Origin of the sequence: Bacillus sp. FJAT-49736, assembly GCF_018343615.1 — a bacterium.
GTDB lineage: Bacteria > Bacillota > Bacilli > Bacillales > Bacillaceae_C > Margalitia.
Map to the genome: position 1 here is coordinate 48,716 of NZ_JAGYPI010000005.1, position 16,323 is coordinate 65,038.

Genomic DNA, 16,323 nt, shown 5'->3' on the forward strand with positions numbered 1-16,323 from the left:
TCATCCAAATTGTATGTTTGAATTGAAGTTTAATTTATCTACAGTTTTTCCAAGCATAAAATATAAAGAGCGTGTTTTGATTAAAACCTGATCAAAGCATGCTCTTTTTTTAGTGGGTCGTTTATTTTTGAAATCGTACAGCTAAAGCACCTATTAGTATAGCTGTTACTCCCACTTTGGAAGAGAAAGTGAGATAACTGTATTAACATTTTTCAGTAACCATACCTTATCGTTTTCTTTTTGTACTTGTTCTGCTGACAGTTTGGCAAGTTTCATATTTTCGTCACGTTGCATCATGTCCCCCATCGTGGCATATGCACGTGCCAATGCTTCATATGCAAAGCCCAAATCAAAATTCCCAAGATTGTTGTTCAGACAAAGTTCCAAAGATTTTTTTGCATGGAATAATGCAGGTTCTGCTCTACCTAAAAGCGAATATACACGTGAAATTTGCCATTCACCTCTTGCAAAATGCAATGGTGTACCTACCAACCCCCAATGAAAACGTGAGGCATGCGCTGAATTCATCATGGTTTCATCATCTAATTCACTTCTGTCCGTTTTCTCTATTAAGTCCCATGTATGATTAAATAAATCTATTGCCAATTTCTTATGTATTTCTTTATTTAAAGTGGTTTTTAATTCTATCATGTTTTGAACTCCCCAAAGAATTGTGATAATTATTTTCGTAAATAACCCACATTTAATGGTACTACAAATGCTTTTTTTCTTCTTCAACAAAATTATTTGTGGATAAGCCTATTTCACTTATAGATAAGACATTTTTGCTAGAGAATTATTCCAGAAATAGGTGAAGTTTCTCTTCAAGCAATATACTCCACTATATTGCCGGCTGGGACTTCAAAATAACAAGCGTTTGCTTGAGTTCGTCCATCAAAATCATTTTCGTCCATGCCATCTTCCATTGATAACACAACTCTCTTAGATAGCCATTCTTTTGCCTTTTTAAACATATTAGAATGGATATTAAAAGCAAAATGATAATAATGATAATTTTCATTATCATCTTTGATAAATTCCAGTACACTCTAGCCTATTTCAAATTATCAGCTGATAAAATCTTGAATTGTAGAATTTGTTCATAAAATTGCACTGTTTGTTCAAAATTAGAAATTAGCCATTCGATTTTTTGGATTCTCACTCATATCCCCTGATTATAGTACTTTTTCCTTTAATACATTAATCATTCAGCTGCCTTTTAAGTAAACGTTCCCATTTTAGATCATTTCTTCATACATTTTGATAACTGTTTTGTGCTTAGAAAAGTTAGCTACTGTCCAATTATGCTATACCGCCAATTATTACACCGCATAATGTTCCCCAGAGGATATTCAAATTCACATTCGGAGATAAACTGAAAATCAAGCTTCCGACAAATCGCATTAGAAGCAGGGTTATCGACCGACGGGAAAGCGTGAATGTATTTATATTTTTTCTCATTAGAAGCTTCTTCTATTGCTAGCCTTACTGCTTTTGTAGCTATTCCTTTCCCTTGATAGGATGGTAGAACGCTCCATCCAGTTTCATATACACTTTCATTATTCCAAGTAGTTTGCCAATACCCCACAGAACCTACTGGTTCTAAATCTGGCAACAAAATGATGCTGAACATGCGTCCTCTATTTCCAAGCCCAAGATAGCGTTTATGTCGTTTTAAGATCTGCTCTTTACTTTCTGGACCTCCTAGATGTTGCATCATTTCTGGAGCATTTATACGAAAAAGTAAATCAAGATCATTATCCTCCCAAGGCTTAATCTGAATGATATGGTTACTTGCCTCGTAAATTTTCTTCACTCCCCCTCTATTCTCTTTGCACTTTCCTTTGAAAAGTTGAAAATCCACAAATTAATAATAGTTTTTTAATTAACCTGCATCTTTTGTCCCATCTCTTCTATTCCTTGTAAATAGATTATTATTTTTTGACCCTATAACGATACCTAATCTCTCCTTCCCCCAACTGGAAAATCTGGTTTACTTTTAAATTCTCTTTAAATGAAAATTTACCTTCTTATGCTAACCAGTCAGTTCGCAAGACAGCATACGAAAATCTAGAACTACCCCTTTGGTAAACTTTAACCACTCATTAGGGCTTTTTAATCAATTAAGTTTCGACTTCTCCAAAAATGACCACAAAATGTAGGTTTAAAATAAAGATTGATAAAAAACTCTCTTCTCTCCCATATACAATAGCAAATAGAAAACTGTTATTTTGAAATGAGATTGATCAAAATGACCGTTTACTGTTTGATTAAAGTTTAATTTTTATAATAAAGTTTGATTATTTCCTCTTCAACTAAAGCCACCGTTCGTAATATAAGGTTAGCCAGATATTTCTGGTTGACCTTTTTCTATATGGTCTTATTATAACGGTAGTCGGGGTAGAATGTCGCACCCGTGGGACTCGATCCCGTCAACTAAACTGTTCACCCCCTACTTGTATAAACATGTTTCAGGCTGGTTGGGACAAGGATCCCGTTAGTTGAACAAGAATAATACCTTACCCCTATTGAAGTAAAGCACTCGTTACTTATAAAAGAAGTAACTAGAAATATAAGAAATATGAAAAAGAAATAAACAAAATTAAAACTACAATAAATTTAATCCAAGTTAATTTGTTACTTATTCCTGCTCTTTTTTCTAAGTAATTGATATATCCATTCATAGATATAAAACCAAAAAGTATAAATGCATGCCCTATATTATCATTTACTTTAACCAGATACCTCATTCCGGCTAAAGCAATGAGCAAGGCTCCGATTGTACCCAAAAACATATTGAAATACAGAGCTGGTTTTTTTCTTTCAAAACTATCCCTTCCTCGAACGATATTTTATCAAATATCCCATTTATTTGTTGAACTATGCTGCCCCTTTAGCACAATAACTTCAACAAAAAAGGCGTTAATCTTTCTTCGATTAACGCACCCAAAGGTTTAAGATTTCTTTCTGTCTATCAGTAGTCCTGCTATAAGCCCTAATAATATATTTGTTATTAATATTGGGTTTATTGGTGTACTCATAATAATATATGTAAAAACCCCTGCAACAATTGCTATCAAAACAGCATTATAAGACATAACTTCCCCCTAATTATCAGCACAAGTTTTATATTATTTTACCATAAGGGACTATAAACTTTATTGAATTATACTCCCCCTTTAGCTGAATAAGAAAAAGCCACCAAACTCGCAGATTAAGCTTTAACTCTTACCCATATTAGGTCTAACTTTTAAGCGTTTATTTCATCTGTCATTATCTAAATCACTGTCTAAAAAGATTTCCTCTTATGTTCCTTTGTATGAACTTTATAACCTTTCTCTTCGGGATATTGACCAACTAATGAATTGTTTATACCTCTTTTTACTGCAGATTCAATAACCCAACTAATAACTAATAGTCCAAAGACTATAATACAAATAATAAATGTAACACTCATTATGTCCATCTTAATAATCCTCCATTTAATAGATCTAGTAGCATATAAAAACATAGTGATTGTTATATAGGAACATCAACACTTAAATAGATTCACTATTATCATTTATTCTATTCATATAAAAGAATACCTTCTTTAGTGAACCTGCCCGTATAGTTAAAGAAAGAAATCCTGTAAAAGCAGGATTTTAATCAAACTTTATTATAAATTATTAATCTTTATTTTAAATAATCGAACTTTGTTTTAAATGATCAATCTTTTTTATAAAAACTACACAAAAAAAACAGTGGAATAAACATTCATTCCACTGTTAAGCTTTTTGCCAGATTCCTTGGTCTGTCAACATTATATCCGCGAACGGTTCCAGCATAGTACGCTAATAATTGCAGAGGGATTGCTGCAATTATTGGCATTAGGAACGGATGAACCTCTGGTATATACATTACTTCATCTACAATTTCACCAACATCATCATCCCCAATGGTAGTAACACCAACCACAAAAGCATCTCGGGCTTTGATTTCCTTAATGTTGCTTATTGTTTTATCACGTAGGTGCTTTTGAGTAGAGAGTGCGATCACAGGGACCCCTGGTGTAATGAGCGCCATTGTTCCGTGCTTCATTTCTCCTGCTGCATAAGCATCCGCATGTAGGTATGCTACTTCTTGGAGCTTAAGTGCCCCCTCTAAAGCGAGAACATAATCAAGACCACGGCCAATCAGAAAAAGGCTATCCTGGTCTTCGGTCACTTGCGCAAATTGATCGATCGCATCCTGGGTCATAATAAGTGTTTTTTCTACTTCTTCCGGAAGCTGGTGCAGCTCTTTTAGCATTTCCGGAATTCGATCTTTTCCATGGCCATTTGATTTTTCTGTTAAAACAATCGCTAACAGATATAATGCAATAATTTGCGTTGTATATGCTTTCGTAGCCGGAACGGCCAACTCCGGTCCCGCATTTGTGCAAATAGTATAATCTGCTTTCCTGGCAATATTGCTCCTTCTCTTATTAGTAATCGCAATGGTGGTACAGCCATGCAGCTTCGCTTCCTTTAAGGCGGATAAAGTATCGGCAGTTTCACCGGACTGGCTAATTACGATAACCAGATTTTTTTCGTTAAGAGGTCCATGTTCATATCGAAATTCAGAAGAAATCGAGACCTCTACGGGAATATCAAGCAACGTTTCCATCACTTTTTTCCCAATCATTCCTGAATGATGGGAGGTTCCGTTAGCAACAATATCAATTTTTCGATAATCAAATACTTTATTTAAGAAAGCCTCCAGCTCAAAAATTTTAACCCCTTCTCCAGTTAATCGCCCTTCAAGTGTATTTTTAATCGCCCTCGGCTGTTCCATTATTTCCTTTAGCATATAATGCTCATATCCATGAAGGCTAAAATCATCCTCCGTCCATTCGATAATTTTTTTCTCCGGATGAATGGTTTCTCCTTGAATCGTTTGTACCTTTATTCCATCTGTTTTTAAAACAGCAATTTCCCCATTTTTAATCGGATATATTTCCTTTGTATAGGAAAGGAGAGCTGAAATATCGGAGGACAAAAAAGCTTCTTTTTGTCCAAATCCGATAATCAATGGGTTTTCCTGTGAGATCCCTATAATTGTATCCGGCTGATTTTTGGACATAATCGCAAGTGCAAAAGAGCCTTTTAACAAAGGCAGAACTTTACGAACTGTTTCTTCAAAGTTTCCAGTATCATATTGGACAAGTAGATGAGGAATCACCTCAGTATCCGTATCTGTACTGAATTGATGCCCCTGTTCTATTAAGGCATTTTTCAACTGCCGGTAATTTTCAATTATTCCGTTATGAACAACAAAAAATTGTCCTTGATCATCACACAAAGGGTGAGCATTGGAGATTGTGGGGGATCCGTGTGAAGCCCATCTTGTATGGCCAATCCCTAGATGGCCGGCTTTTATTGGCTCCATCTCCAAAAGTGCTATTAAATCTTCAATTCTTCCTGTTTCCTTACGAATTTCGATGTTTTCATAGTCGGAAATTGCAATCCCTGCAGAATCGTAGCCACGATAGTCTAAATGGGTCAAGCAATCTAAAAGAACGGACTCAGCCGAAGCATTTCCTATATATCCAACGATCCCACTCATGTTATTCACCCCAGGCAGCATGATTTTTTATAAGGATAACATATTTATCCGTCCTGGACGGATACCTTTCACCTTATTTCTTCATTTTGGCAAAATAACACTCAAACTCCATTAATCTATATTAGAAAAATGTACTAGATTTGAATACTATATATTGCTTTTTTATTACTACGTTCTATAATAACTATGAAAGTACGTTTTTTGAGGAAAATACTATTTTTTCTTTTTAGAAAATAATATTGGAAGAATATTTTTTGCTTAAGGTTGAGAAAAAAAGAACTTGTTCCAGGATATTAAATTAGACTAGTTAATATAATTTCGCATATAGAGGAGAGCAAATAATTATGACTATCACCAAAAGCCAAATGCGTACAGAGAAGGATTTTTTAGGATCAAAGGAAGTTCCTGCTGATGCCTATTACGGAGTTCAAACGCTTCGTGCTGTTGAAAATTTTCCAATCACAGGATACCGAATTCATGAAGAATTAATAAATGCAATGGCGATTGTTAAAAAAGCCGCTGCTCTTGCTAATATGGAAGTAAAACGTCTTTATTCAGGTATTGGAGAGGCGATTGTTAAGGCTGCCGATGAATTGTTGGAAGGAAAAATGCATGATCAAATTATTGTTGATCCTATCCAAGGCGGAGCTGGAACTTCCATTAATATGAATATCAATGAAGTTATTGCTAACCGTGCCATTGAATTACTTGGAGAGGAAAAAGGCGACTATTTTCACTGCAGTCCAAATACTCATGTTAATATGTCTCAATCTACTAACGACGCCTTTCCTACTGCTATTCATATTGCCGTGCTTAGACTTTTAGAAAAATTGCTTGGAACAATGGAAGAAATGCATCTTGTTTTTCATCAAAAGGCTCAAGAATTTAATAATGTTATTAAAATGGGGCGTACTCATCTTCAGGATGCTGTCCCAATTCGACTTGGACAAGAGTTTGAAGCATATAGCCGGGTAGTGGAACGTGACATCAAACGGATTAAACAATCACGCCAGCATCTATATGAATTAAACATGGGGGCAACTGCAGTTGGAACTGGATTAAATGCTGACCCACGTTATATTGAATTAGTGCTGAAGCATCTTGCAGACATCAGCGGCCTTCCTCTTGTAGGTGCTGAACATCTTGTCGATGCAACTCAAAATACAGATGCTTATACGGAAGTGTCAGGCGCTCTCAAAATTTGTATGATCAATATGTCCAAAATTGCAAATGATTTGCGACTAATGGCTTCTGGCCCAAGAGCTGGTTTAGGAGAAATTACACTACCAGCAAGGCAGCCTGGATCCTCCATTATGCCTGGAAAAGTGAATCCAGTGATGGCAGAGGTAATCAATCAGGTAGCATTCCAAGTTATTGGTAATGATCATACGATTTGTCTTGCTTCCGAAGCAGGCCAATTAGAATTAAATGTAATGGAGCCAGTGCTGGTATTTAATTTATTGCAGTCGATCAGCATTATGAATAATGCTTTCCGTACTTTTACAGATCACTGCTTAAAAGATATAAAAGCAAATGAAGATAGATTAAAGGAATATGTTGAGAAAAGTGTTGGAGTTATTACCGCGGTAAATCCTCACATTGGATATGAAGTTGCAGCTCGAATTGCAAGAGAAGCCATTTTAACTGGTGCACCAATTCGCGAGCTATGCTTGAAATATGATGTATTGACAGAAGAAGAGCTAAATCTAATCTTGGATCCATACGAAATGACGCATCCTGGTATTGCAGGAGCTTCCTTGCTGGAGGGAAAGTAATTCATTCTAAGTATACTCGGATCGAATGAAATTATTGCTCACCTTTTTTGATATAGGCTAATACTAAATAAACGGAGATGACTACACGTCATCTCCGTTTTCTATAGGTGATTTTCCAATTTTCCGTTCATAAATGATGTTATTTCATCATTTGATTATATAGGTACAACCCATAAAACACTGGAATCAACAGTCCGAATGCAAGGCAAATGACTGCTGCAATTTTAGACTGTTTAATGAGTCGTTCATCACCTAATTTTAAGTATTGAAAAAAAGAAAGACCAAAATAAAAGCTTAATACAATAAATATTGTTGAAAGTATACCTAGCCAATTTCCTGTCCCCATTAACCCTGTTACTGTCATTTTATTCATATCATGTACCCCCTACTACCGTTATCTAACATTCCCCATGTATGTTTCTTTATAAAAATTCAACATAAAATTCTAATTACCTTCATCCAAAACGTATATAGACCACTTACGAGCAGAAACGTACATACCACTCCACAAACTGTTCCTTCCTTACCACATTTAATACACACGGCATTCCCTCTTGCCTCTCCAGTTTTTGATGTTCTTCCGGAAACTCTTCTTCTACCCCAATACTCATATACGGAAGCTTTATCTGAGCCTGTTGGGAGCGCAGGTTTATTTTTCTGGCTCCCGCAAAAACATAATCTAAATTTAAATCACGAAATGCAATATTTAACATTTCTGCTTTCGCCAGTTGATTGTACCCTTTTCCCCAATAAGGGTAACCGATCCAAGTTCCGATATGACATGTTTTATTGTCAAAATCTAATTCCTTTAGTGTGATAACCCCTACCAATTTCTCTTCTTCATTCATAATTACTCTGGAATATTGTTTTCCTAATCTTTCTTCTTCCTGAATATAACGAATGAAATCGATTGTTCCCGCAACAGATGTTTGTTCATCACTTAACCCGAGTGCGTCTTTCACTTCCGGCATAGAGGATAAACTAGACATTTTTTTCGCATATTCTTCTAGATGCGGGACTAATACTATCTTTTTCATTTTAGGACACTCTCCCTTGTTCATTACCATTCCACAAGCGTTTTCCTAAAGCCTTGAAAGTTTCTAAATTTAAGATTTTCATAGTAGGTATAGGAAGTGTTAGACCCCAATAGTTCCATTCTCGTTTTTGGAAATTTTTGATGCGCAAATTTTAATAAACTTGTTCCTATCCCGAGTCCGCGATAATCGCTGCCTATCAATAATTCACAAACAAACAAGGTTATATTCTCATCTGTAATTCCCCTAATATAACCTATAATTTTTTCATTGAGAATAGCAACAAACTTTACATTTGAATTCACCCATGCTTGTCGTGCATCTTCCTTTTTTTCTACAAGATTATTCCATTCTTCTTGTATATTTAATTGATGGACTTGTACAAAATCTTCATCCTTATATAGTCGGAACTTAATTACTTCTCCACTTTTCAAAATATATTCCATACCTTTGTCTCCCCCAAACAAAAATTCCCTATTCATCATAATGAAGACATCGGGATATTCTTTCCTGTCAAGTGGTCTATAAGCTACATATAACGAGTACTTCTATTCGTTTTTTTACCTAAATGTCCTTCATCTTTGTATAAAAAATAATATTATTTTTTAACCGGGCGTTCCAAAGCAGCAATTTCCTCTTCTAATGATAGGATCTGCTGTTCGACTAGGTGCTTTGCATCTTGAAGGGCTGTATTATAAAAATGCGGTGCCAATGATTCCTTAAAAAAGTTTAAAACACTTTCTGCGGCAAATTCCGTTATCTCCTCATCCCTCTCATGCAAAAAAAATTCCTGAATTTCTGTTATCATTTGTTGTCTTTGTTCCTTAGTAATTTTCAAAAACATTAATACCACTTCCTTGAAAAATAGATTAGTAGTACTATACTACACAAAAGCAGAATAATAAAAGAAAAATTCGGACTTAAATCGAAGTTCACTAATTCTATTATCCCTATAGGTACGCTGTTATACTCTCAAATAGTTTTTATAGTTCCTTTTCCAGGTTTAGATAAAAGTTAAAAAAAGAAAAAAAGACGCCTGGATGATAAAATGCTCCAAGCGTTCACATTAGGTTACTCATTATTCAAGTGAATTTTTTCTATACAGTCTGATTTTCTAATTCGTCTCTTACCTTATGCCCTTCCCATTTAGAAACGACAATTGCCGCTAAAGAATTTCCTACGATGTTGACTGCAGTACGTGCCATATCAAGGATTCGGTCAATTCCTGCAATTAAAGCCAGGCCTTCTACCGGAAGACCAACACTTCCTAAAGTTGCAAGAAGCACTACAAATGAAACTCCCGGAACTCCTGCAATTCCTTTTGAGGTAATCATTAAAACTAAAACAAGTGTAATTTGATGTCCAATACTCATATGAATACCATAAATCTGAGCGATAAATAGCGCAGCAATGGATTGATATAGGGTAGATCCGTCCAAATTAAAGGAATATCCTGCAGGGATAACAAATGAAGTAATGGCCTTCGGGCATCCAATTCTCTCCATTTTCTCCATTATTCTTGGAAGTACTGTTTCAGAGCTGGATGTGGAATATCCTAATAATAGCTCGTCTTTTAAATAGCGAAGCAGTTTAAAAATGTTAACTTTTGCAATTTTAGCAACGATCCCCAGTATGACAATGATAAAGAAGACCATTGCACCATATACCACAGTTACTAATTTAATGAGTGGAAATAGGGATGACACTCCAAACGTAGAAACGGTTACACCAATCAAGGCAAATACACCAATTGGCGCTACCTTCATTATTTGATTTGTAACGTAGAACATGGTATCTGCTACACCTTTAAAGAATCCGATTACTGGTTTTCCTCTTTCCCCAATTGCTGCTACTCCTAATCCAAACAAAACGGAGAAGAATATGATTGCAAGCATATCCCCATTTGCTAATGCCTGAATAGGATTCGTCGGAACAATATTAACGATAGTATCTACAAATGAGTGACTTTTTGTTGATTCCGTTGTGGTTACATAGCTTGAGATATCGGTTTTTACCAAATGGGACCGATCGATTCCTGTACCAGGGTGAAACAAGTTAGCTGCAAAAAGACCCACAATAATTGCAATCGTCGTTATTATTTCAAAATAGAGAATGGTTTTGCCGCCAATTTTTCCAAGAGACTTCATATCTCCAACGCCAGATACTCCGATAATCAGACTTGATAAAACAATTGGTACGACAATCATTTTAATTAATCTCAGAAAAATATCCCCAATCGGCTTTAAAATTTGCGGTAAAACAGGGTTTTCAAAAAATATCGCGCCAACCAGTATACCAAGGGCAAGTCCAATCAGAATTTGCCATCCTAAGCTGATTTTCTTCATGTTGTCATTCTCCTTTGCTTATTATTTGTATATTTTAATTTATGAAAGGGCTTTTATTTCTATTTTACTATAATATATGTAATTAATCATATGAACAATATATAATTAACATGTAATTGATATCATTTTGAGATGAAAAGGAACCGAATGGGGTTGAATGGATAATTATTTTTAAGTCGGATAATAGCGGAGTATCTTGAATGATTCTTGAAAATAAAACACATGAAGACCGGGAAAATCTTCATGTGCATAAAAAGTTACTTCCTTAGATCCTCGTAATGCCGTAGTACCTCTGAAGTTATTTCACTATTTTCATCTAGTCCACTAATTTCCTTTAAAACATGCTTAACCCCTTGTAGATGTATCATTTCCTGTAATTTTACTGCCTCTTCATCCTCTTTATAATCAAATAGCAGGGCGGAAGCAATTGCCTTTGCAAGATTTGTATAGGGTAATCCAGCCTTATTTGCTTCAACTGCCGGACGTACCAGTCGATCATTTGGACCTAACTTACGTATAGGAGAACGTCCTACTCTTGTTACAGCATCATTTAAATAGGCATTTTTAAATCGTCGTATGATTTTCTGTATATATTGCTGATGTTCATCTGAATTTAATCCATATTGATTGATTAAGTAAGCTCCTGTTTCGCCGAGTGTATTCTGAACCTGCTTTTCGATTGAGTCATCTGCTAATGTTTGATCAATGGTTGGTTTATTCTCTAAATACCCAAGATAAGCTATAACAGCGTGACCTGTATTGACGGTAAATAGCTTTCTTTCAATATAAGGAGCTAAATCTGCAACAATTTTCATTCCTTCCACATGCGGGATATCCTCTGTCGTTTCCACAACCCATTCATAGTAAGGCTCTACTAAAACATCAAGCGAACCATTATTATTTTGAATCGGAACAATGCGGTCTACTGCTGAATTAAAAAAGTAAACCTTATCTGTTATATTAGCTTTCGTATCTTCATCAAGATGTTCAAATATGTAGCCCTTTAATAAATCTGTTGCTGAAATTTGGTTTTCACAAGCAATTACATATAATTTTTCACTGCTTTCCTTCACTCTTTCCGTTAGCCCTTTTGCAATTAATGGAGCAATACGCGGAAGAATAGTTGGACCAATTGCAGTGGTTAAATAAGTTGCATTTTTAATAGCTTCCACTACTTCGTTTTCCTGCTTCATATTGTTTAGACCAGAGACATTTTTTATTGTCATAGACTCCTGTTGATCAGTAGCCAATTTTACCTGATATTGTTTATCCCTGTTTAACTGATCAATAATTTGATCTGCAATATCTACAAAGGTTACATGATAGTCTGATTGGGAAAAGAGAGCACCTATAAAACCTCTCCCTATATTTCCTGCACCAAAATGAACTGCCTGTTTCATGTCAATCATTCCTTTACTATATTAGTTTGAAGATATTCTAAGAAGATGGATTCTAATTTTGAACGAATAGCCGCCTCGTTCGCAGACGAAAAAATCATAATGGATTCATTCGTTTCAATTAAACTTGTACTAAGCAAACTAATGATTTCTTGCTCTCTGGCACTTAAATTTTCTGGGGCAAGCATAAGCAGCAAGTTTTTCATAAGCATTTCGTTACCGTCCATTCCTTTTACAAAGAATGGTTTATCCAAATGAGCTATTTGGAAGATAAGCCCATGTACATTTTCACTTCTGCAATGAAATAGAGCCATCCCAGTACCAGGGATGCCAAGGCCACCTTTTCGTTCGCGATCCTTCAGTGTTTCCATTACATCATTAGCATTAGAAATTAAGCTCTCTCTCTCTGCAATTCTTAGCATTTCTATAATTGTTTCTTCATATCCATTCAATCGGAGATTTCGATATACACGGAAATGCTGAATAATCCATTCGATCCCTTGTTCCATATCCTTTAGTTCTTGTAGCATACCTTTAAGCGTAGGCTGTGTTTTTCTTGATACCTTCGGTTCCGTTTTTATTTGATATTTCTTATCCTTCGTGAAATTACCGATGTTTTTTTGTAAAAAGCTTCTAATCACTTTTATATCATCATCACTAAGAAGTGGATTGACCAGTATATATTCCGAACGAATAAACGGAAGACGGACGGTAGATAGGATGATATCGAATTTATTCAAGCTCTCTAACCGCTGAATTTCTTTAATGGATTTTATTTCAACCGAATCAATTTCTGCTATTTCTTTTTTTATTCTGCTCGCGAGCATTTTCGATGTACCAATACCTGTCGGACAAACGACTAATGCCTGAATATTCATTTCTTCCTCCCGCATGACTAGTGCTGAGCCGAAATGAAGTACGATAAAAGCGATTTCATCCTCAGGAAAGTGATCTATATCTTTAAATTCCTTCTCTACACTATTTTTAACAGTCAGAAAAAGAACTGGGTATTTCCTTTTGATCTCATCCGTTAATGGATTGAACAGCCTCATTTTCTGTTTTATACGAAAGATAGATGGCTCCATATGGGAAAGAAGCCCTTGAAATAAGGAAAAATCCTTCGTCAAATCTACATGCAGTTGCGTAGAGACATATTGGATCATATTTTTTATCATTTGACCGAGCAATATGCTGTCATATGAGACAGTTTCCACTGCTTGAAGCTTGGACCCTTTTAAAATAGCTGTTAAAAAGCTTCTATCCGCATCTGTAAATCGAACAGATAGGGTGTTTTCTAATCTGTTGCAGATTTTTTCCATAAGCAAGTATTCTTCTGATGCCTTTTCATACTCTCCACCGGTCTCTAGATAAAAACCTGCTTGTAACCTTTGAATAGTGATATATATTTGAACAATTAGACCAATATAGTCACTGTCCGCAAGCTGTGAATGTCGATAAATAAATGGATCATTTACCGTCCGATCGATTTCCAGTAAATAATCAGGATTAAAATAATGCAATATTTTATCTTGTGAGGCTTTTTCCTTTTCCAGCAAAAATAAGCTTTCGATTAGTTCTTCACTAAAATAAAGCAAAAAGTAACTTGCCAATGCTTTACGCTTATTTTCTTCATTTCCATGAAATTCTACTCCTACCCCTCTTTTTCGAGTGAGCTGTAGATCGAAATTCCCAAGCCATTCTGTCAGTTCATCAAGATATGTAGTAAGTGTGCTAATGCTAACCCCTAAATGCATTGCTAGAGCTTGAATTTTAAACGACTCTACATCTTTCAATAATGTTAGAAGCAGCAGCAGCTTTCGCTCTTGAGGTGTTTGATCTACTGGCTGACTGCTTGTCAATTGTTGAACCAAGCGAAAAATTTGCTCATTCTTTCCTTCAATTATTAAACCATCATTCGTATTTCGTTCTAAACGAAGGTGATATTGCTCTAAGATTTTTTCAACTGCTTTTAAATCACGTTGAATCGTTCGTACGCTTACATTTAAAAATGTACCAATAGAAAAAGCGGTATGCTTCCCGGATGTTTTAATAATTAACTCGATGATGGCTTTTTCCCTTGAGGTAATAAACATGCTATCATCTCATTTCAGGAAATTTATAAAAGGACTCTCCTTCTTTGTCCGATTGGACAAAGTATAGTGGAAGTAGGCCCAGTAAATAGCGAATAGAAAAGCGAAAGGATCGCTTTTCTATTCAGAATACAGCTTATTTTTTATCGTTAATAATATCCATAACCTCTTGTGCTGTTTTAGCAGCAACCAATTTCTCAATGTTCTCCATATCAGAGCATGTTACAGCGATACCGGACAGGATTTCAAGATGTGTGCCGTCTTTGCCGGCGATTCCGAAGATTAAGCGGACCTTCTGGCCGTCAAAATCTACTCCATTTGGTACCTGAATCACTGTAAAGCCGGACTGAAGTACATCCTTCTTCGCTTCCTCCGTTCCGTGAGGGATCGCCACATCGTTACCCATATAGGTTGAGGTCATTTCATCACGGGCAATCATTGCGTCGATATAGCTTTCTTTTACATATCCAGACTCGACTAATGCTCTTCCCGCAAAGCGAATTGCTTCTTCTTTATTAACGAATTGTTTATTGAGGAAAATATTCTTTTCCAATAATAATCCATCATTTGCCTGTTGTGTATCTTCAGGTCTTGGAGCATTGGATTCTGCATCCTCCACAACTTCCTGAAGCTCATTTGTATCACCATTTTTCAGCTGATCCATTAATTTATCATATTCTGGACTAGATAAGAAATTATCTACTGAAATATGATAAGCATTCGGAACCTTATTCCTTGCTCTTGGTGTCAGCTCTTCCTGTGTTACGACAATTTGTGCATCGGGAGGTAGATTGCTGATTGCTGTGTTCGTTACAGAAATATCTAATCCCGCTTCTTTTACCTTTTTGCGAAGAAGGGATGCTCCCATAGCACTAGAGCCCATTCCTGCATCGCAGGCAAATACAATTTTGCTTACTTGTTCAGGCATTTTCCCTTGATCTGCCTTAAATACATCTGCAACTGAGCTTTTCTTCCCTTTCATTTCTTGCATTTTTCTTGCAGCCTCTTCAATATTTTCATCCTGTTGCTTACCTGTTTTTAATATGAAGGAAGAAACAACAAAGGATACAATTGCTGCAACCAGTACCCCAGCAATATTTGCTATATAAGAACTAGCATGGTGTGGGGTAACCGCTATAACAGCGATAATACTGCCCGGTGATGCTGGAGCAAGTAACCCTCCGCCTAGAAGCACCAATGTAAATACACCACTCATACCACCAAGGATTACAGCGATAAACAACATTGGACGCATTAACACATATGGAAAATATATTTCGTGAATACCACCAAAGAATTGGATTAGGGCAGCACCTGGTGCTGAGCGTCTTGCTGTACCTTTTCCAAAAATACAATAAGCAAGTAATAATCCTATACCTGGGCCAGGATTTGCTTCGAGTAAGAATAGAATCGATTTACCTGCAGTTTTTGCTTGCTCAATACCTATTGGTGACAATACACCATGGTTAATTGCATTATTAAGGAACAAGATTTTTGCAGGTTCGATAATGATGCTTGTCAGTGGCAATAAATTTGTCGCTACTAGCCAATCTACACCATGCACAAGCCAGCCAGTTAATACTTTGACAGCTGGACCAATTGCCAAGAACGCAAGGATGGCCAGTGCCCCTCCTAAAATACCACCGGAGAAATTATTAACAAGCATTTCAAAACCGGCTTTGATTTTTCCTTCTACCCACTTATCAAATTGTTTAATTACATAACCACCAAGTGGTCCCATGATCATCGCGCCAAGGAACATTGGAACAGTTGGCTCTCCAACGATTACCCCCATCGTTGCAATTGCACCAACAACAGCACCACGCTGATCATGTACGAGCTTACCACCTGTATAACCAATTAAAATCGGCAGCAAATAGGTAAGTATTGGGCCAACCATCGCGGCAAGTTTTGCATTGGGAGTAAAGCCAGTAGGTATAAAAAATGCAGTAATCAAACCCCATGCAATAAAGGCCGAGATATTCGGCATGACCATCGAGCTCAAAAAGTTACCGAATTTCTGAACCGCTACTTTTATATTTGATTGAGCCATTCGCTCTCATCCTTTCGTTAAGATTCTACAATACTAATGGTAA

The 16,323-nt window shown here is 36.2% G+C and carries 14 protein-coding genes; 1 reads left to right on the forward strand and 13 read right to left on the reverse strand.

From position 1 onward, the window contains the following. Positions 1–165: 165 nt before the first annotated feature. The 5 genes from KHA87_RS20035 to glmS form a co-directional block, all read right to left on the reverse strand. On the reverse strand, positions 166–651 hold the full coding sequence (locus KHA87_RS20035; RefSeq protein WP_213095212.1) for a hypothetical protein: 486 nt from the start codon (positions 649–651) through the stop codon (positions 166–168). Between the two features lie 640 nt (positions 652–1,291). Further along, positions 1,292–1,816 carry a GNAT family N-acetyltransferase gene (locus KHA87_RS20040; RefSeq protein ID WP_213095211.1) on the reverse strand — a complete coding sequence of 175 codons (525 nt, stop codon included), beginning with the start codon at positions 1,814–1,816 and terminating at the stop codon, positions 1,292–1,294. A gap of 1,138 nt (positions 1,817–2,954) precedes the next feature. Next, positions 2,955–3,098, reverse strand: coding sequence for a hypothetical protein (locus tag KHA87_RS20045; protein ID WP_213095919.1), 144 nt, complete (start codon positions 3,096–3,098; stop codon positions 2,955–2,957). A gap of 191 nt (positions 3,099–3,289) precedes the next feature. Continuing rightward, positions 3,290–3,466: a hypothetical protein gene (locus KHA87_RS20050; protein ID WP_213095920.1), complete on the reverse strand. Its 177-nt coding sequence runs from the start codon at positions 3,464–3,466 to the stop codon at positions 3,290–3,292. A gap of 290 nt (positions 3,467–3,756) precedes the next feature. Further along, positions 3,757–5,586: a glutamine--fructose-6-phosphate transaminase (isomerizing) gene (glmS, locus tag KHA87_RS20055; RefSeq protein ID WP_213095921.1), complete on the reverse strand. Its 1,830-nt coding sequence runs from the start codon at positions 5,584–5,586 to the stop codon at positions 3,757–3,759. 344 nt (positions 5,587–5,930) lie between these two features. Between glmS and aspA the strand changes: the two genes are divergently transcribed. Continuing rightward, positions 5,931–7,361 carry an aspartate ammonia-lyase gene (gene aspA, locus KHA87_RS20060; protein ID WP_213095922.1) on the forward strand — a complete coding sequence of 477 codons (1,431 nt, stop codon included), beginning with the start codon at positions 5,931–5,933 and terminating at the stop codon, positions 7,359–7,361. Between the two features lie 139 nt (positions 7,362–7,500). Here the strand turns inward: aspA and KHA87_RS20065 are convergent, their stop codons facing one another. From KHA87_RS20065 to KHA87_RS20100, 8 genes are all read right to left on the reverse strand, one after another. Continuing rightward, complete coding sequence (locus KHA87_RS20065) at positions 7,501–7,734, reverse strand: hypothetical protein (RefSeq protein ID WP_249310681.1); 234 nt, start codon at positions 7,732–7,734, stop codon at positions 7,501–7,503. Between the two features lie 106 nt (positions 7,735–7,840). After that, positions 7,841–8,398 carry a GNAT family N-acetyltransferase gene (locus KHA87_RS20070; protein WP_213095923.1) on the reverse strand — a complete coding sequence of 186 codons (558 nt, stop codon included), beginning with the start codon at positions 8,396–8,398 and terminating at the stop codon, positions 7,841–7,843. Between the two features lie 23 nt (positions 8,399–8,421). Further along, positions 8,422–8,841, reverse strand: coding sequence for a GNAT family N-acetyltransferase (locus tag KHA87_RS20075; protein WP_213095924.1), 420 nt, complete (start codon positions 8,839–8,841; stop codon positions 8,422–8,424). Between the two features lie 152 nt (positions 8,842–8,993). Then, entirely contained in the window at positions 8,994–9,239 is a 246-nt protein-coding gene (locus KHA87_RS20080) for a DUF2164 domain-containing protein (protein ID WP_213095925.1), read from the reverse strand. 253 nt (positions 9,240–9,492) lie between these two features. Then, a complete protein-coding gene (locus KHA87_RS20085; protein WP_213095926.1) occupies positions 9,493–10,740 on the reverse strand; it encodes a cation:dicarboxylate symporter family transporter in 1,248 nt (415 codons plus the stop codon). A 257-nt stretch (positions 10,741–10,997) separates the two neighbouring features. Next, a complete protein-coding gene (locus KHA87_RS20090) occupies positions 10,998–12,140 on the reverse strand; it encodes a mannitol-1-phosphate 5-dehydrogenase (protein ID WP_213095927.1) in 1,143 nt (380 codons plus the stop codon). Positions 12,141–12,145: 5 nt separating this feature from the next. Further along, complete coding sequence (locus KHA87_RS20095) at positions 12,146–14,230, reverse strand: BglG family transcription antiterminator (RefSeq protein ID WP_213095928.1); 2,085 nt, start codon at positions 14,228–14,230, stop codon at positions 12,146–12,148. A 133-nt stretch (positions 14,231–14,363) separates the two neighbouring features. Next, a complete protein-coding gene (locus tag KHA87_RS20100; protein ID WP_213095929.1) occupies positions 14,364–16,280 on the reverse strand; it encodes a PTS mannitol transporter subunit IICBA in 1,917 nt (638 codons plus the stop codon). Positions 16,281–16,323 lie beyond the last annotated feature (43 nt).